The 17,814-nt window shown below is 59.6% G+C and carries 18 protein-coding genes; 13 read left to right on the top strand and 5 right to left on the bottom strand.

Annotation, left to right across the window (positions count from 1 at the left end; genetic code table 11):
* Positions 1-688: 688 nt before the first annotated feature.
* The gene (locus PMI11_RS29290) at positions 689-2,707 is read left to right on the top strand and encodes an SUMF1/EgtB/PvdO family nonheme iron enzyme (RefSeq protein WP_007824596.1); all 2,019 of its coding nucleotides are present in this window, start codon (positions 689-691) and stop codon (positions 2,705-2,707) included.
* 22 nt (positions 2,708-2,729) lie between these two features.
* Positions 2,730-3,143, top strand: coding sequence for a Pepco domain-containing protein (locus tag PMI11_RS36105; RefSeq protein ID WP_007824594.1), 414 nt, complete (start codon positions 2,730-2,732; stop codon positions 3,141-3,143).
* Positions 3,144-3,167: 24 nt separating this feature from the next.
* Here PMI11_RS36105 and PMI11_RS29280 read toward each other — a convergent pair whose 3' ends face one another.
* Positions 3,168-4,130 carry a hypothetical protein gene (locus PMI11_RS29280; protein WP_007824588.1) on the bottom strand — a complete coding sequence of 321 codons (963 nt, stop codon included), beginning with the start codon at positions 4,128-4,130 and terminating at the stop codon, positions 3,168-3,170.
* A gap of 205 nt (positions 4,131-4,335) precedes the next feature.
* Between PMI11_RS29280 and PMI11_RS29275 the strand changes: the two genes are divergently transcribed.
* The 5 genes from PMI11_RS29275 (at position 4,336) to greA (ending at position 8,515) form a co-directional block, all read left to right on the top strand.
* A complete protein-coding gene (locus tag PMI11_RS29275; RefSeq protein ID WP_007824587.1) occupies positions 4,336-4,710 on the top strand; it encodes a YciI family protein in 375 nt (124 codons plus the stop codon).
* Positions 4,707-5,966, top strand: coding sequence for an RNA polymerase sigma factor (locus tag PMI11_RS29270; RefSeq protein ID WP_007824586.1), 1,260 nt, complete (start codon positions 4,707-4,709; stop codon positions 5,964-5,966). Before PMI11_RS29275 ends, PMI11_RS29270 begins: the two co-directional genes overlap by 4 nt.
* A gap of 184 nt (positions 5,967-6,150) precedes the next feature.
* Positions 6,151-7,212, top strand: a complete 1,062-nt coding sequence (locus PMI11_RS29265; protein ID WP_007824585.1) for an LLM class flavin-dependent oxidoreductase — start codon at positions 6,151-6,153, stop codon at positions 7,210-7,212.
* A gap of 39 nt (positions 7,213-7,251) precedes the next feature.
* A complete protein-coding gene (gene map, locus PMI11_RS29260; RefSeq protein WP_007824584.1) occupies positions 7,252-8,001 on the top strand; it encodes a type I methionyl aminopeptidase in 750 nt (249 codons plus the stop codon).
* Positions 8,002-8,032: 31 nt separating this feature from the next.
* Positions 8,033-8,515 carry a transcription elongation factor GreA gene (gene greA / locus PMI11_RS29255; protein WP_007824583.1) on the top strand — a complete coding sequence of 161 codons (483 nt, stop codon included), beginning with the start codon at positions 8,033-8,035 and terminating at the stop codon, positions 8,513-8,515.
* A 39-nt stretch (positions 8,516-8,554) separates the two neighbouring features.
* Here greA and PMI11_RS29250 read toward each other — a convergent pair whose 3' ends face one another.
* On the bottom strand, positions 8,555-8,953 hold the full coding sequence (locus PMI11_RS29250; protein ID WP_007824582.1) for a RidA family protein: 399 nt from the start codon (positions 8,951-8,953) through the stop codon (positions 8,555-8,557).
* 196 nt (positions 8,954-9,149) lie between these two features.
* Here PMI11_RS29250 and PMI11_RS29245 point away from each other — a divergent pair, with 196 nt between their 5' ends.
* A complete protein-coding gene (locus PMI11_RS29245; RefSeq protein ID WP_007824581.1) occupies positions 9,150-9,746 on the top strand; it encodes a TetR/AcrR family transcriptional regulator in 597 nt (198 codons plus the stop codon).
* 37 nt (positions 9,747-9,783) lie between these two features.
* On the opposite strand, the gene PMI11_RS29240 is transcribed toward PMI11_RS29245, so the two are convergent.
* The gene (locus tag PMI11_RS29240; protein WP_007824575.1) at positions 9,784-10,407 is read right to left on the bottom strand and encodes a PadR family transcriptional regulator; all 624 of its coding nucleotides are present in this window, start codon (positions 10,405-10,407) and stop codon (positions 9,784-9,786) included.
* Positions 10,408-10,543: 136 nt separating this feature from the next.
* Between PMI11_RS29240 and PMI11_RS29235 the strand changes: the two genes are divergently transcribed.
* Complete coding sequence (locus tag PMI11_RS29235; protein WP_007824565.1) at positions 10,544-11,749, top strand: YbfB/YjiJ family MFS transporter; 1,206 nt, start codon at positions 10,544-10,546, stop codon at positions 11,747-11,749.
* A gap of 123 nt (positions 11,750-11,872) precedes the next feature.
* Positions 11,873-13,138 (top strand): peptide antibiotic transporter SbmA, encoded by a 1,266-nt coding sequence (gene sbmA, locus PMI11_RS29230; protein WP_007824563.1) that lies wholly within the window; start codon positions 11,873-11,875, stop codon positions 13,136-13,138.
* A 61-nt stretch (positions 13,139-13,199) separates the two neighbouring features.
* On the opposite strand, the gene PMI11_RS29225 is transcribed toward sbmA, so the two are convergent.
* Together PMI11_RS29225 and PMI11_RS29220 are read right to left on the bottom strand one after the other, a co-directional pair.
* Positions 13,200-13,730, bottom strand: a complete 531-nt coding sequence (locus PMI11_RS29225; protein ID WP_007824561.1) for a PAS domain-containing protein — start codon at positions 13,728-13,730, stop codon at positions 13,200-13,202.
* 120 nt (positions 13,731-13,850) lie between these two features.
* Entirely contained in the window at positions 13,851-14,840 is a 990-nt protein-coding gene (locus PMI11_RS29220; protein ID WP_037072443.1) for a polysaccharide deacetylase, read from the bottom strand.
* A 129-nt stretch (positions 14,841-14,969) separates the two neighbouring features.
* Between PMI11_RS29220 and PMI11_RS29215 the strand changes: the two genes are divergently transcribed.
* The 3 genes from PMI11_RS29215 to der all read left to right on the top strand — a co-directional run bounded on the left by PMI11_RS29215 (position 14,970) and on the right by der (position 17,791).
* Positions 14,970-15,566, top strand: coding sequence for an NnrU family protein (locus PMI11_RS29215; protein ID WP_007824558.1), 597 nt, complete (start codon positions 14,970-14,972; stop codon positions 15,564-15,566).
* Between the two features lie 101 nt (positions 15,567-15,667).
* Complete coding sequence (locus PMI11_RS29210; protein ID WP_007824556.1) at positions 15,668-16,351, top strand: tetratricopeptide repeat protein; 684 nt, start codon at positions 15,668-15,670, stop codon at positions 16,349-16,351.
* A 15-nt stretch (positions 16,352-16,366) separates the two neighbouring features.
* Positions 16,367-17,791 carry a ribosome biogenesis GTPase Der gene (der, locus tag PMI11_RS29205; RefSeq protein WP_007824554.1) on the top strand — a complete coding sequence of 475 codons (1,425 nt, stop codon included), beginning with the start codon at positions 16,367-16,369 and terminating at the stop codon, positions 17,789-17,791.
* The last annotated feature ends 23 nt before the right edge of the window (positions 17,792-17,814 follow it).

Here is a 17,814-nt window from a genome sequence, read left to right as displayed (position 1 = left end):
CTCATATGAGCATACTGCTTGCGGTATTCCGCCGGCGTCACGCCAAGATGGCGCGTGAAGGCGCGGCGTAGCGTATCGTCATCGGCAAAGTCGCCTTCGCTCGCCGCAATTCAGCCTGGATCGGCTAAGTCTCAGGCAGGCGGTGTCAATGCCGGCTGCCCCTTTCGTCTCCCAAATTAAAACAACTCCACTTTGTGGTGTAGAAAAATATACGCTTTAATGTAGAATTTCCTAAGGTATTGGCTTATACTCTTGCTCTGCATCTCTGGGGGATAATGCCATGAACAGCATACACCCAATAGCGACTGCACTTGTACTTTCTCTGCTGTCAGACATTGTTGCGCCGACTTTGCTCTATGCGCAGACGCGCGTGCAGGCGAAGTATTTCGCAGCCTTCACGATGGATGGGCGGCCTACGTCGCGGCCATATGCAAGTTGTCAGCGGGTTCAGATCCGCAGCAGGACATTATGGGCATGCCCGTTGTCCGCACTTCGTTCCGACACGGCCGAGCGCAACCGGAGTGGATCGGATATGGGCAGCATGGGCAATTCCCGGTCCACGTCCGGCGACAACGGCTCCATGGGCGACCAAGGCGGTAGCGGCATGGGTGGATCAGATTCGGATCCTATGAACTGAAGAATCACACGCGATGCCGATTGATTTTGCTTATAGGGATGAGCCGTCGGAATGAGCGAAAACTGGGCCGTCTGCATCGGCATCAACAGCTATGACAGTCTGAAGCCGCTCGATTGCGCCCGGCGGGATGCCGAGGCCGTGAATGACTTTTTCAAGGACACGCTCCATTTCAAGAATGTCTATTTCCTTGCCGAGGACGCACCGCCACTAAAGGCGGACTATGGGCAGACGCTGCATTCACGGCCGACATTCGGCAATCTTATGCGGTTCCTGCGCGTGCGCTTCGAACAACCGTTTCTGCAGCCGAGCGATAATCTCTGGTTCTTCTTCGCGGGTCATGGCCGGCGCGAGCGCGACCAGGACTATATCCTGCCGCTGGACGCGGATCCGGGCAATGTCGAGGAAACCGGCATACCCGTGAGATATGTCGTCGAAAGGCTGCGTAGAAGCGGAGCCGAGAACGTCGTTCTATTGCTCGATGCCTGTCGCAACGAAGGTGCGCGCGACGGTCAGGGTGTCGGTCTGGACAACCAGCGCGGCACGGTGACGATCTGCTCCTGCAGTCCCACCGAATTCTCCTACGAGATCGATGACCTAGGGCACGGAGCGTTCACTTACGGGTTGATCGAAGGGCTGCGGCTGCATGGAGAGCAGAACTGCGCAACCGTCGAGCGGCTGGACGCCTATCTTCAGACGCGCGTGCCGGAAATATGCCGGCTGCACGGCAAGCCGCGGCAGACGCCGTGCACTTTTGCCGAACCTCTGTCCAAGCGGCATTTCATTCTGTTGCCGGACATTGCCTTGCCGGAAGACCTGGAGCCGCTCAAACTGGAGGCGCTGGAAGCGGAGGCCAATGACGATCTGGCGCTTGCCGAGCAGCTCTGGTGGCGGATCAACGCGGTCGAGCCGACGGACGCGCAATCGAGAGCTGCCATCAGGCGTATCGCGCTGAAATTCGAACGTCTGGCGGCACAGCCAAAGAAGCCCGAGCCGCCGGCACCAGATCCTCCCACACCTCCGCTGCCGCCGGAGGATCAGACTGTGAAGACCTCACGGCGCAGGCTGGTGATTGGTGCGGCCGCCGGGGCTGCCGCGCTTGCTGCTGGCGGGGGCCTTCTGGTTCTGCCTCGGCTGATGAAGCCGCGATTTCCCGAGCTTCGGCAAGAGATGCTGCAGATTGAAACAGTGGATAGCGAGGGCAGGCCGCAGCCGACGGCCTGGCAGCAGGCAAATTGTTTCGACCAGCCGCTTGGTGGCGATAACGCCATCGAATTCAGCATGATACCGGCCGGCGAATTCACCATGGGATCGCCCGACGGAGAATTGTTGCGCAGCGACAATGAGGGACCGATGTTCGTCAAGGTCGGACATTTCGCGATGAGCCGAACGACGATTACGCAGGCACAGTGGCGCAGCGTCGTGCTGGCGCGACCCAGCGCGATCCGCTGGGTGATGCCGGTCGATCCATCCTCCTTCAAGGGGGACGACCTGCCGGTAGAGACGATCACCTGGCAGCATGCGTGGGAATTCTGCGCACGGCTTTCGGCATGGACCGGCCACACCTACCGTCTGCCGAGCCAGGCCGAATGGGAATATGCGTGCCGGGCGCGCACGACGACACCCTTTCATTTTGGACAGACGCTGACGCCGAAGCTCGCCAATTATTGCGGCACAGGCGGCGCGGTCTGCGGGGTGAGCGACGGAAGGGACATCTCCGACCTCGCCTATGATGGAAATGTCTATCCTGACGGCACCTATGGCAGCGGCCCTGCCGGCATCTTCATCGGCCAGACAAAACCGGTCCGGTCCTACCCGACGAACCGCTTTGGTCTCTTCGAGATGCATGGCAACGTCTGGGAATATTGCAGCGACAACTGGAGCGACCGGCTGGAGGACATCCCGGATAATGGCAGTCCCTATGTGGGCGGCCGGATGGACCTTCATGTGCTTCGCGGCGGTTCGTGGTCGCACAATCCGGCCATTTGCCGGTCGGCTTACAGGGATCGTGTGAATGAAACTTCCCGAGGCTGGTCCGGACGGATCGGTTTCAGGATCGTTTGTGAAGTCTGAGTTCAAAGGGAGCTGAATTGCGATGGACAGGCAGATCCAGGTTATTACTGACGCCGAACCCCTTGTTACTGATGGTGCAAGGGGCAGCGAAGACGTGGGCGGCGGTTTCGGCGCTCGCTCTGATGGCGGGCTGTTCCGGTCGATCACGCTCAGTGCCGACGGGCTGCGCGATCAGGTTTCCAATCTCGTCGAGGTCGTCCAGTATGTCTTCAGCCATACGCTGGAGAAGCCCGATCTTTCGCTCGATCAGATCGAGCTTTCTGTGGAGATCAGTTCGGAAGGGCAGATCAGTATTCTCGGCACTGGAGGCAAGGCCGGCGGCCGAGGCGCGATCAAGCTTGTGTTCAAGCGTCCTCCCCAGCCGGTCGCCAAAATTGCGGTTGCGGCAGGAGAGGGGCATGCAGGAGCCGAAGCCGTGGTCAGCAAACCGCAATAGCTGCCGACGAGGCTCGGGTTCCGGTCATTTCTTCAGCCAGGGTGTCGCCGTGCTCCAGAAGATCACGTTGGCGCCGAGATAGTCCTGGGCGAAGGCGGTGAATTCCTCCTTGGTGAAGGGCTTCCTGGTCGCCGGGTTCTTGTAGGTCAGCGTCGGCTCCTGCACGGCGAGGCCGACATAGGCGAGCTTGCCCTTGTACTTGTTGAAGAAGGGGTAGGAGTTCTTCATCTGCGCCTTGCGGTTCGGCACGATATCGGGGCCGCCGAGGCCGACATTGTTCTTTTCAGCGAAATCGAAGAGGCGGCCCATGTAATTATGGTCGTTCTCCCATTCGCAGGGCCAGAAGTTCACATATTGCACGACCAATGACTTTTCGAAGGCCTTGCGGGCGAAGGCAAGGTTTTCCATCTCGGCGGAGAAATAAGCGTCGCAGGAGAAGCCCTTCGGCTCGTTCTTGGGATCGAGATCGATAGAGGTTTCCGGCAGGTTGATGCCGTAGACCTCGCCGTCGAACTTTTCAGCGAGTGCCTTCAGAAGCGCTTGGTACCGTTCGCGAACGACTGGGTTCCACTGCTGGGCGACCCAGCCGGAACCGACAGGCTTGTTCTCGCCCGGATTGTCGAATTGCGGGGTCAGGCCGCCGTCATATTCCGGTTCGGTCAGCATATAGTCAGGGATGTTGCGCGCTTTCGGATTGAAAAAGCGGTCCTGCACCTGGATGAACATCTTCTTGTTCAGGCTTTTAGCGACGGCCAGGTCCTGCTCGATTGCCGAGAAATCATACTGGCCCTTCGCCGTCTCCAGGCTCTTCCAGTTATAGACGACCTGCACGCCACCGATATCGGGCCTGGCGAGCTTCGCCTTTGCGGCCGCGAGGTCGCCAGAGCCCATATAGACGAAGTTTTCCGGGGCGGAGGCGGCATGGGCAGCCTGCGTCGACAACACGAGGGTGGCAAGCGCAACGAGAAGTCTCTGAGATTTGTTCATGCGGCTCTCGAATGGAAACGTGATGGAAAGTGTGCAGAGCTCTCTGGACCAAATTGGGCAACTCAATGGCGGCGATTGCAGAGCCCTTGCGGATAGTTAACCGCGCTGCATTCATGAGATTTACTGATTTTCCCCTTCGTAATTTTTTGATGCGGCCTGTCGGCCAAACGGCTACTCCTTCGTCATTCGGAAAGAGGAGTAACCGATGCTTTACGCAATCCTTTGCTACGCCCATGAGGAAACCGTCTTCGGCTGGACTGAGGAAGAAGAGGCCGCCGTCATGGGAAATCTCCATGCCGTGATCGAGCCGCTCGCCGCGGCCGGCAAGCTCGGCCCGACCGGCAGGCTGATGCCGACGACGACGGCAGCGACCGTGCGCAAGGGCAGGGACGAGGCCTTTGTGGTCGACGGTCCGTTTGCGGAAACGAAAGAGGCGCTTCTCGGCTTCTATACGGTTGATTTCGAAACGCTGGATGAGGCGATCGCCTTCTCGAAGCAGCTTTCGGCAGTGAATCCGGGTTCCACCTCTTACGAAATTCGGCCGTTCTACACCTTCAGGCCGGGAGAGATCGCATCATGACAGACATTGCCTGGATCGACCTCGCGCTTGCCTCGGCCCGGCCGAAGGCGCTCGGCGCACTGCTGCGCTACTTCCGCAATCTCGATACGGCGGAAGAGGCGTTTCAGGAGGCGTGCCTGAGGGCGATCCGGACCTGGCCGGAAAAGGGACCGCCGCGCGATCCGACGGCGTGGCTGATCTTCGTTGGCCGCAACAGCGGCATCGATGCGGTGCGCAAGCGGGCGAAGATCCAGGCGCTGCCGGATGAGGATCAGATTTCCGATAAGGAGGATGCCGAAAGCGATATTGCCGACCGGCTCGACGATTCCCATTATCGCGACGATATCCTGCGGCTGCTCTTCATCTGCTGCCATCCGGACCTGCCGGCCACCCAGCAGATCGCGCTGGCGCTGCGCATCGTTTCCGGCCTGTCGGTGACGCAGATCGCCCGCGCCTTCCTCGTCTCCGAAAGCGCCATGGAGCAGCGCATCACGCGGGCCAAGGCGCGGGTGGCAAAGGCTGGCATACCGTTCGAGACACCCAGCCCGCAGGAAAGGGCCGAGCGGCTGATCATCGTCAGCACAATGATCTACCTGATCTTCAATGAGGGCTACAGCCAGGCTGATCCGGAGCAGGAGGCGGCCGCCTTCAGCGACGAGGCGATCCGGCTGGCGCGGCTGATGCTGCATATCTTCCCCGCCGAGCCGGAACTGATGGGGCTGCTTTCCCTGATGCTCTTGCAGATTTCCCGCCGGCAGGCGCGCTTCAGTGCGGAAGACGAGATCGTGCTGCTCGAGGATCAGGATCGCTCGCTCTGGAACCAACCGTTCATCAATGAGGCGCTGGCGCTGCTCGACAAGGCGCTGCGTCACCGCAAGCCCGGTCCCTATCAGTTGCAGGCGGCAATCGCCGCCGTCCATTCCCGCGCCAAACGCGCCGAGGATACCGACTGGGTGGAAATCGATCTGCTTTATCGTGCGCTCGAACGTGTCCAGCCTTCGCCTGTCGTGACACTGAACCGCGCTGTCGTCATTTCCAAACTTCATGGCCCGCAGGCGGCGCTCGACCTCATGGAGCCGCTCGGCGAAAAGCTCGACGGTTACTTCTATTATCACGGCCTGCACGGCAATCTCTTGAAGCAACTCGGCCGCATCGCCCAGGCACGGGTCGCCTTCGACCGCGCGATTGCACTTGCCCATTCGGCTGCGGAAGCGGCCCATATCCGCCGGCAGATCGACAAGATGCAGGAAGAGGCGGGGCGGTCGGTGGCAAAATAAGCTGTGTGTCGATGGGATACCGCGTCTTGCGACTCTCAGTGCATGGGCATCGAGATCATCAATCCCTGGGAGTCGCCAGCCTGACGCGGCTATCAACTTTATCGAACGATCCGTTCCAGAATTTCCGTTTGCTCCGAACCTTGCCGGACCTTATCTCAGGCGCAAGTTAAACAGGATGCCGACCATGGAACTGGGCCTTTATACATTCGCAGACGTCAATCCCAACCCGTCCCGCAGCAAGGGAGTGGAAGGGGCCGAACGGATCAAGCATCTGATTGAAGAGATTGAGCTTGCCGATCAGGTTGGCCTCGACGTCTTCGGGCTTGGCGAACATCATCGGCCTGATTATGTGGCCTCGGCGCCGGTGGTGGCACTTGCTGCGGCTGCGGCGAAGACGAGGAATATTCGCCTCAGCAGCGCAGTGACGGTGCTTTCCTCCGACGATCCGGTGCGGGTGTTCCAGCAATTTGCGACGCTCGACCTGATCTCCAACGGCCGTGCTGAAATCATGGCGGGACGAGGCTCCTTCATCGAGTCCTTCCCGCTCTTCGGCTACAATCTCGAAGATTACGACCAGCTCTTCGAGGAGAAGCTCGATCTTCTTCTGGCCCTGCGCGACAACGAGGTCGTCACCTGGAAAGGCGAGCTTCGTGCGCCGATCCAGGGACGCGGCGTCTATCCGCGACCGTTGCAGGATCCGCTACCGCTGTGGATCGCGGTGGGTGGTACGCCCCAATCCGTTGCCCGCGCCGGTGCGCTCGGCCTGCCGGTGGCGCTTGCCATCATCGGCGGCGAATATCCACGCTTTGCACCACTGTTGGATCTCTATCGGGAAGCTGCTCGCCGGGCGGGGCAGGATGCGGCGAAGCTGAAGACCAGCATCAACGTGCACGGCTTCATTGCCGATACGACTGAGGCCGCGGCCGACCAGTTCTATGGCCCGCAAGCAGAAGTGATGAACCGCATCGGCCGCGAGCGCGGCTGGGGTCCGACGAGCCGGGCGCATTTCGACATCTCGCGCGGCCCGACCGGCAATCTCTTCCTCGGCGATCCGGAAGTGGTGGCCGAGAAGATCATTGCCGCCCACAAGGTTTTCCGCAACGACCGCTTCCTGCTGCAGATGGCGATCGGCCTGATGCCGCATGATCAGATCATGCGCGGCATCGAGCTCTACGGGACAAAAGTGGCGCCGATCGTCAGAAAGGCATTGACTGGTGCTGCCGAAGGCGCGAAAGCCACCGGCTAACGAAGAGCCTGTCGCTCTCGGCAAAGCCGGAACGGATTCATGGTCATCGAGCACGACGAAGAACTTTCCAAGCTCAAGGAAATCGGCCGCATCTGCGCCAACGCCATCCAGGTGATGGCGGCGGCGATGGAGCCGGGCATGACGACGCTGGAGCTCGACCAGATCGGCCGCAAGGTGCTGGAAGACGCCGGCGCGCGGTCGGCGCCTGAATTCTGCTACCAGTTTCCGGGTGCGACCTGCATCAGCGTCAATGAGGAAATTGCCCACGGCATTCCCGGCCCGCGGATCATCCGCCCGGGCGATCTCGTCAATATAGACGTGTCGGCGGAAAAGGACGGTTTCTTTGCCGATACCGGCGCTTCCTTCGCGGTGCCACCGGCTAAATCGAAGATCGAGAAGCTTTGCCGCGACGGAAAGCGGGCGCTCTGGATTGGCCTCAACCAGATCAAGGCCGGCGAGCCGCTGGCAAAGATCGGCAATGCCGTCGGCGCCTTCGCTCAGAAGAACCGCTATACGCTTGTCGCCAATCTCGCCAGCCACGGCGTCGGCCGCTCGCTGCATGAGGAGCCGGCGGAGCTTTCCACCTGGCCCGATCCGTCCGAAAGGCGCATGATGACGGAAGGCCTCGTCTTTACCGTCGAGCCTTTCCTGTCGCTTGGCGCCACATGGGCGGAAGGCGGCGACGACGCCTGGACGCTTTATGCCGATCCCAAGGCCCCGACGGTGCAGTATGAGCATACTGTCGTTGCAACCCGCAACGGGCCGATTATTCTGACATTGGCGGCTTGAAGGGTAACGCCCTTCACTGTTGGAGGTCGAGATGGCTGTTGCCTTCACCAAAGAAGAAAGTGCCGAAACCGCAGCAGAAACGCTGCTGCCCGATCGCACGATTTCTCCTCATCCAAATCTCGTGACTGAAGCAGGGCTGAAGGCGCTGGAACTGCAGGTGCAGGAAGCGCGGCAAGCCTATGAGGCTGCGAGCACGATCGAGGACGTGAATGAGCGGCGGCGGCAGGCAGCAAATCCCCTGCGTGATCTGCGTTATTTTGTCGAACGCGTCCGCACAGCCCAGCTCGTTCCTGCTCCGGCTTCGACTGAAATCGTTGCCTTCGGAAGCACTGTAACCTTCAGCCGCGATGATGGACGTGTCCAGACATATCGTATCGTCGGAGAGGACGAGGCCGATCCGAAAGCCGGGTCGATTTCCTATATCTCGCCGGTCGCCCGGATTCTCATGGGCAAGGCCGTTGGCGATGTCGTTGCTGTCGGTGATCAGGAACTTGAGGTCATGAAGATTTCGTAGAGCGCCGCGCGCGCTTCATGCGCGACGCTCATGTTTGCGTCAGGCGGCCTGCGGCAGGCGGGCGATGACCTTGATCTCGAAATCGAAGCCGGCCAGCCAGTTCACGCCGACGGCCGTCCAGTTCGGATAGGGCGCCTCGCCGATTTCCTTCATTCTGATACCCGAAATTACCGGCCACTGTGCCTCGGGATCGGTGTGGAAGGTCGTGACGTCGACGACGTCGTCGAACGTGGCGCCGGCAGCTTTCAGAACGGCTTTCAGATTATCGAAGGCAAGCTGTACCTGCTTTGCGAAATCGGGCTCGGGCGAACCGTCTTCGCGGCTGCCGACCTGGCCGGAGACGAAGAGAAGATCGCCGGAGCGGATTGCCGCCGAATAGCGGTTGATCTCATAGAGCGCCTGCCGGCCGGCGGGGGAAATCGCATCACGCTTGGTCATTGTTTTACTCCTGTTCAGACAAAAGGACACGGATCGCCGAACTTGCGTTCGTCGAGAGAGGTGACGCCTTTATGGGTGCGGGGTTAGCCCGTTACGCGGAGCCGCAATTGATATACGCTCCGTATGTGGATATATCAGGAGATGCGCCGCGTATGTCAATACGCATACGATGCGTATGTGAGTTTTGGAGATGGTAATGGCCGCAAAAACCCGGGCGCAGATGATGGAGGAGACGAGGGCGAAGCTTATCCATGCGGCCCGGAAAGCATTCGCGGTCAAAGGATATGCGGCAGCCTCCATGGACGATCTGACCGCCGATGTCGGTCTGACGCGCGGCGCGCTCTATCATAATTTCGGGGACAAGAAGGGCCTGCTGCAGGCCGTCATCGACCAGATCGATGGCGAGATGGTGGTGCGGATGCGCATCGCGCGCGATCGGGCGGAGACAAACTGGCTCGGGCTATTGGCGGAATATACCGCCTATATCGAGATGTCGCTGGAGCCGGAAATTCAGCGCATCATGCTGCTCGACGGGCCGGCGGTGCTGGGCGATCCCTCGCAATGGCCGAGCCAGAATGCCTGCCTTCGCACGACGACGCAGACCATCCAGGCGCTGATCGATGAAGGCACGGTCAAGTCAGTCGATGCCGAGGCCGCCGCCCGCCTGCTCAATGGGGCGGCGCTCAATGCGGCACTCTGGATCGCCGCAGAGAATGATCCTCATCCTTATCTGGCAAAGGTCATCGAAGCGTTCCGATGCCTTGCGGGCGGTCTATTGAAAACCGAAAGCTGACGAGGGCGGCGATTTAGGGCGTCCTCGTCAGGTAAGGTTAGTCCTGCTGCGGGTCGCTCTTGCCGCCCTGCAGGATCTCCATGGCAGCGCGCTCCAATATGCCTGATATCCTGACGGCTTCGCTTGCCGACCAGGGATGGCGCATGCGCAGCGCTGAGCGCAGCAGCTGGCGTGCGGCATGGACGTTGCTGTGGTCGCGGCCGAACTCATCGTCCTCATGATCGCGACGGTGCTGGCTGCGGCCACCGCCACCTCTGCCATGGCCACCCTGCGGCTGGTCTGGGTCGAACATGCGGTTGACGAAGGCCATGCCCTCGGCAATGCGTTCCAGCTTGGCAAGCGTCTCGTCGATCGCGGCGCGGTTATCTTCCACCTTCTGGCGGCCGGCTTCGGTGATCTTGTAGAGCTTCTTTGCGCCGTCGTTTTCGACTTCGGCCAGTCCGGTTTCTTCCAGATAGGTCAGTGCCGGATAGATGACGCCTGGGCTCGGCACGTAAAAGCCGCCGGAGCGCTCTTCCAGCGTCTTGATCAGCTCATAGCCGTGGCTGGGACGTTCTTCCAGAAGCGCCAGCAGGATCGTCTGCAATTCGCCTGCGGAAAACCTGCGGCCCATTCCCATGCGCATCGCCTCACCGACGAAACCACCTCGAAAACCTCTCATGACATGCTCCTTTATATCTGATGTATCACTCACTATGTCTTAAACATATATCGTAAGATATGTCGTTCAAGAGGCGGCGCGAAAAATCTGTTCGCGAAATTGAAGCACGCATCAGAATTACTCACTTGTGACACCCATGTTGCAGCGCGATAAACGGGCCATGTTGGCTCCGAATAACGACCATCAGGTCAATCTCCTCACCACAGCGCTTGCAGGCGCCGTCGCCATGGCGGCGGCCATGGGTTTCGGGCGTTTTTCCTTCACGCCGATCCTGCCCGGCATGATGGTCGGCGTGCCGCTTTCGGCCGCCGATGCGGGCTTCATCGCTTCCGCCAATTTCGTCGGTTATCTCGTCGGCGCCGTTCTTGCCGCCTATGGCTGGGCGGCGGGGCGCGAGCGGCTGGTGGCGCTTCTCTCGCTGCTCGCGACCGCAACCCTGCTGGCCGCCATGGCGGCGACGGATTCAGTCTTGCTCTTTGCCGTCATCCGCTTCCTGGCGGGCGTGGCGAGCGCCTTCACGCTGGTCTTCTGTTCGGCAATCGTGCTGAGTCACGGCGCTGCTGCAGGCAATGATCACGTTCAGGCGACGCATTTTGGCGGGCCGGGGGCGGGGATTGCGATTTCATCCGTCATGGTGCTTGCGCTCGGCTATGTCTTAGACGATGCGGCCGGCGGCTGGCGGGCGGACTGGATCGGAGGAGCGCTCTTCTGCCTGGTCAGCCTTGTTATCGTCTGGGCAATGCTGCCGAAGGCACCGGTGCACAATGGGCAGGTGAAGGAGCCGGCGCTGATCTGGAGCCGGCCGATGGTGCTGCTGACGCTGTCCTATGGCTTGTTCGGCTTCGGCTATGTCATTACTGCCACGTTCCTCGTCGCCATCGCCCGCGCGAGCGCGTCCGGGCCGATCGTCGAGTTCCTCTGCTGGTTCATAGCGGGGCTGATGGCGACGGTCGCGCTGTTTATCTGGAAACCTTTCGTGCGCTTGCTCGGTCTTGGCGGTGTCTATGTTGCGGCGCTCATCATCGAGGCTCTAGGCGTGCTCGCAACGGTCGAGCTGCCGCATTCGGTGGCACCATTGATCGGCGGCGCGCTGTTCGGCGCCACTTTCCTTGCCATCACCGCTTATGGATTGCAGATCGGCCGCCGGCTCTCACCCGAAAGCCCACGCCGCATCCTGGCGCTGATGACGGCGGCTTTCGGTGTCGGCCAGATTATCGGCCCAGTCGTTGCTGGATGGATCGCCGAGGCAACCGGAAACTTCGTACTGCCGACCATTATTGCTGCCATTGTGCTGGTTTTCTGCGCACTACTCGTCATGCCTGTGATGAAGAAAATCCCTTAAGTGGTTACAAGTGCGTAACAATGGGCTGAACCCATTGCCGCTTTCTTCGAACTGCCTTAATTTCCGGGCAATCAGTGGTTCGCCACTCTTCCGTGACTCCAGTTCAGGAAAGCAAATCCTCCCGTGTTCCATTCCTTCTTTCCCCAGCCAAAGGCGTTCTTTACTTCGCTCGTAGTCTGGACGCTGGCCGCAATTTTCGGCTGGTATTTCTTCGCCGCCGGTCTTGGTGCTTCCCTCGGTTTTGCGCCGGTTCCTGAAGAGCAGCAGCCGATCGATCTCTCGTTCTTCCTGCTGCCGGAAAATATCTGGTTTTATGGGTATTTCTTCCTGGCCGCGCTGATCTTCTGCGGCGTGTGGCATCTGAAGGCGCTCAGCCATCCGTGGAAGATTTGGTCCATCTGGGGCTCGGCGCTTATCATCTTCGTCACCTATTTCAGCGTTCAGATTTCGGTTGTTATCAATAACTGGCGCCGGCCGTTCGGTGATCTGCTGCAAAATGCGCTGGCGAAGAAGCCGGGTATTACCGTCGAGAACTTCTATGATCTGTTTCTGATCTTTGCACAGATCGCCTTCCTCGCCATGTTCGTATCGATCATGACCGACTTTTTCACCAGCCATTACATCTTCCGCTGGCGAACCGCGATGAACAATTTCTACATGGCGAATTGGGAAAAGCTTCGTCATATCGAAGGCGCATCGCAGCGTGTGCAGGAAGACACGATGCGTTTTTCCACCACGCTGGAAGGTCTCGGCATCAACCTGATCAATTCAGTGATGACGCTGGTCGTCTTCCTGCCGATTATGCTGGCGCTATCACATTACGTAACGTCCCTGCCGTTTCTGGGGGAAGTGCCGAACTCTCTCTTCTGGCTGGCTATCTTCTGGTCGGCCTTCGGTACCGTTCTCCTTGCTGCCGCGGGTATCAAGCTGCCTGGTCTGAACTTCAAGAACCAGCGCGTTGAGGCCGCCTACCGCAAGGAACTGGTCTATGGCGAGGATCATGCGGACCGGGCGCAGCCGCCGACGGTTCAGGAACTGTTCTCAAGGGTGCGGAAAAACTATTTCACGCTCTATTTTCACTACATGTATTTCAATGTTGCCCGCTCGTTTTATCTGCAGGCGGACAATCTTTTCGTCTACTTCTTCATGGCACCCACCCTTGTCGCCGGCGCCATCACATACGGCATCTTCCAACAGATCGCGACCGCTTTCGGCCAGGTCAGCAATTCTTTCCAATACCTGGTGAACTCCTGGTCGACGATCATCGAACTGCTCTCCATCCACAAGCGTCTCAAAGCCTTCGAGGCGGCAATCGACAACGAGCCGCTACCTGATATCGACCAGCGCTACCTGGAGCGCGAGGCCGGCGTCGTCCACGTCGACGGCTGACCACAAGAATAAGGGCCACCCATGCGGTGGCCCTTTCTTTTTTGGGACCTGACGAGGATCGTCAGTTTGGGCGCGTACAGCCCGTATTTTTCCGGTCCATATCCATCAATGCCTCCAGAATATGGTCGGCGACGGCCATGTTGCCTTCCCTGATGGCAATATCGTAGGCCGCCAGGCAATGGTCGAGCAGCGGTGTAGCCACCGGCGCTTCCTCGGGAAGGGGAAAGACAATGCCGCCGTAAAGAGACGGAATGCCGTTCTTGTCGCGGAAGCACCGCCCGAATGCCATGACCTGATGGAATGCGCCGTTGGCGCGACGTACGCGGTAGCTCTGTTGCTCCGGCTCCTGCGTCAGGATCGTATCGTGGATGATCTTGGCGGCGGCCGGCTGATCCTCCGGATGGATACGGGCGACATAGGCTTCGAGTGGAAGGCCGCTTGCCGTTTCCGCGGAATCAAGCCCGAACATTTCAGCGACCGCTCCGTCGCCATAGAGGAGGTTCGCAACGATATCCCAAGTGAAAAAGCCAGTTTCGCAGGCGGGAAATTCGTCTTTATCAGCCAGGCACTCCGGGTTCTCAAAAAACGTCATGACGTTACCTCCCATGCTTGCAGCGCATTCATGAGGTAATGCTTATCGAAGCGCAGGCCCGATGCAATCAATAGGTGCAGGTTTTTTTGATATCCAACAGTTTTAAGCGGTAAGTGCGCCTTACAACCCGGATGTCTGCTGCAGCTTGCCGCGCGCCTCGATCATGGGGATCGCTTCGGAATAGCTGACGCAGGCAACATCTGATCTGTGGCAGACGTCGCTGACCAGCCTGTCGAGCGCGCGCCAGTAGGCGCCGCCGTTCATTTCCACGAAGTGGAAGCCGAGCTGCAGGGGAATGCGGCTGCCGGCATATTGCTTGTCGAAGGCTTCCTTAAAGGCGGCATAGGCACGCTCTTCGAAAGTGGCGGTGTCTGCTGCATCTTCCTCGCCCTTGGAGTGGCGAACGAAGAGATTGTAATCCATGCCGATGATCGGCTTTTCGCCCGGGCCTTCAGGGATGAGCGGTAGGCCAAAGCGTATGATGCCGTCTTCCTCGACGGGCATGGCCGGCCCCCTGGTGACGAGGCTTGCGTCATAGGTAAAGCCGGCCTTCTTCTCGGCTGCGATCATGTCCGCGCCGCCGCCGGTCGAAAGGTACGGGGCGCGAAACCCCCTGATGCCGTGATCGACGAGATCCTGCCAGCCGGCCGGTTCGTCTAGGCCGACGCTTTTCCAGGCGTTCCTCAGCGTGGTCTTGAAAGTCGCATATTCGGCTGACCAGTCCGCTTCGCTCCATTGTCGGCCGTCGAAATGGCCACAGGCATGGCTGGAAATATCATGGCCCTCGAGGTGAGCGTGCCAGATATTGCCGAGGCGTTCACGGATTTCGTCGTCGCTCTGTGCGAAGCCGACATTGGATTTTCCGCGTTTCTGATGAGGGGCCTGGTAAGCCTGCTTCGCGTCCTGATTCATCAGAAAGGTGCAGGAGAGGAAATAGGTGAAATGTGCGCCGTTCTTCGCCGCCATCTCGCGGCTCTTCTGCCAGAGCGCATTGTCGTGTGCGCCGTCAAAGGAAATGATGACAAGCTGTCTCGGCTTGTCGGCGGCGTCCGCAACAGCAGGAAAAATCAGGGAGAGAGCGAGGGACGCAGAAAAAATAGAACGAAACATGGGCACCGCGACAATTTGCATTGCGGTTTTCCTGTTACAGAAATGCGGCGAAGCTGCGGTCTTGCTGGCATTTTTCATCTTGTGCCGGTAATTCATTGCTGACCGTCAAAATAGGAAAACCAGATCATCATGGCTCTGCTCGTCCTCAGCCTCATTCTCTTCCTCGGCCTGCATCTGATCCGCGTCGTCGTTCCGGGCTTCCGGCAGGCGATGATTGACAGGGTGGGCAAGCCCGCCTGGATCGCCTTCCACTCGATTGCCAGCATTCTGACGCTGATCTTCGTGATCTATGCCTTTGGCGTCGCCCGTAGCGAGCCGATCGGGATGCTTTACAATCCACCCATGGGTATGGCGCATCTCACCGTCACCCTGATGTTGATTGCAGTGATCTGTTTCGTCGCCGGTTTCCTGCCAGCCGGTTATATCAAGACGAAGACGAAACATCCGATCGTTCTGTCGGTGAAGATCTGGGCGCTTGCCCATCTCCTGTCGAATGGCGAGGCCTATTCGGTGCTGCTCTTTGCTGCATTCCTTGCCTGGGGCGTGGTGGTGCGCATTTCGCTGAAGCGGCGCCAGCGCCGCGGCGAGATCACGCTGCCGGTCTTCGTTTCGGCCAAATATGACATCTATGCCGTCATCATCGGCGTGGTCGTCTGGGCGCTGATGATCTGGCGCGTTCACGAATGGCTGATCGGTGTAGCGCCGCTACCGATGCTTGCTTCGTGACGATTCTGCGATATCCCCCTTACAACGGCCGCAAAATGGAGTAGAAGGCCCGACAATGTGCGTTTTGCATTGTATATGGGTATCCGCGGCCGGAGACGAGAATGGCATTCAACGACGATAGCTTCATTCGTGAAGTCAATGAGGAACTGCGTTCCGACCAGATGAAGGGCGCGGTGCGCCGGTTTGGCCGCTATATCGTTGCCATTGCCGTTCTCATCGTGCTCGGAACCATCGGCAAGGTCGCTTACGAATATTGGGACAATACCCGTTCCTCCGGCGCCGGCGACCAATTCCTGGCGGCGATGAAGCTTGCCGACGAGAACAAGACTGACGAGGCGCTGGCCGCACTCGACAAGCTGGAGAAGGAAGGCCACGGCGCTTACCCGGTTCTGGCGCGCATGCGTGCTGCGACCGTTCAGTCGCAGAAGGGCGACAATGCCGGCGCGATCGCGTCCTTCCAGACCATCGCCAAGGATAAATCCGTTCCGGCTGCCGTGCAGGATGCCGCCAAGATGCGGGCCGGCTGGCTGCTGATCGAAAACGGCACTTACGAGCAGGTTTCTGCCGCCGTCGAGGAAATGGCCGTGCCGGGCAACGCCTTCCGCCATTCGGCACGCGAGGCGCTTGGTCTTGCCGCCTACAAAGCCGGCAACATGGCGCAGGCGCGTCAGTGGTTCCAGTCGATCGTCGACGATGTGGACAGCCCGCGTGGTGTTGCCAATCGTGCCCATATGATGCTTGATCTCATCACCGCATCCGGCAAGGCGCCCGCCGCGCAGGGCTGAGCTTAAGGGAAAATAATGAGTTTTACGGTCGCCATCGTCGGACGCCCGAATGTCGGTAAGTCGACGCTTTTCAACCGGCTGGTCGGGAAGAAGCTTGCGCTTGTCGATGACACGCCCGGCGTGACCCGCGACCGCCGTCCGGGTGAAGCGCGGCTTATCGACCTGCGTTTTACAATTGTCGATACTGCAGGCCTTGAAGAGATGACGGATGAGAGCCTGCAGGGCCGCATGCGCCAGCAGACGGAAACGGCAATCGACGAGGCCGATCTATCGCTCTTCGTCGTCGATGCCAAAACCGGGCTGACGCCAGTCGATACGGCGCTCGGCGAGATGCTGCGCCGTCGCGGCAAGCCGGTCGTGCTGGTTGCCAACAAGTCTGAGGCGCGCGGTTCCGACAGCGGTTTCTACGATGCCTATTCGCTGGGGCTTGGCGAACCCGTGCCGATTTCGGCCGAACATGGGCAGGGCATGCTCGATCTGCGCGACGCCATCGTTGCCGCACTCGGCGAGGATGTCGCTTATCCGTCGAAAGAAGATGTTGCCGTCACCGATGTCGATCTGCCGCAGCCGACCGGTGAAGAGGGCGAAGAAGACGAAGAGCCCGCCTATGACGAGACCAAGCCGCTGCGCGTGGCAATTGTCGGTCGTCCGAATGCCGGCAAGTCGACCCTGATCAATCGCTTCCTCGGCGAAGACCGGCTACTGACAGGGCCGGAAGCCGGCATCACCCGCGATTCCATCTCTGTGGAATGGGATTGGCGCGGACGTACCATCAAGATGTTCGATACGGCCGGCATGCGCCGCAAGGCCAAGGTGATCGAGAAGCTGGAAAAGCTTTCCGTTGCCGATGGGTTGCGCGCCATCCGCTTTGCCGAGACCGTCGTCATCGTCTTCGACGCGACGATTCCCTTCGAAAAGCAGGATCTTCACATCGTCGACCTCGTGCTGCGCGAAGGCCGTGCGGCTGTGCTCGCTTTCAACAAGTGGGATATGATCGAGGATCGTCAGGCCGTGCTTGCTGACCTGCGCGAAAAGACTGACCGGCTGCTGCCGCAGGCGCGCGGCATCCGCGCGGTGCCGATCTCCGGCCAGACAGGCTGGGGGCTCGACAAGCTCATGCAGTCGATCATCGATACGGACCGTGTCTGGAACAAGCGCATCTCCACTGCCAAGCTCAATCGCTGGCTGGAGCAGCAGCAGGTCCAGCACCCGCCACCGGCCGTTTCCGGCCGCCGTATCAAGCTCAAATATATGACTCAGGTAAAGGCGCGCCCGCCGGCCTTCATGGTGTCCTGTACCCGCTCCGACGCTCTGCCGGAATCCTATACGCGCTATCTGATCAACGGGTTGCGGGCGGATTTCGATATGCCGAGCGTACCGATCCGGATCCATTACCGGTCGCCAGACAATCCGTTTGAGGGCAAGAAGAGGCGGACCTAGCCGCTTCTTGTTGTCGCCTTGCC

Origin of the sequence: Rhizobium sp. CF142 (genome assembly GCF_000281145.1) — a bacterium.
In the GTDB taxonomy this organism is placed as follows: Bacteria; Pseudomonadota; Alphaproteobacteria; order Rhizobiales; family Rhizobiaceae; genus Rhizobium.
The sequence above is the reverse complement of the archived record's forward strand: the minus strand, read 5'-3'. Positions and strand labels throughout refer to the sequence as shown.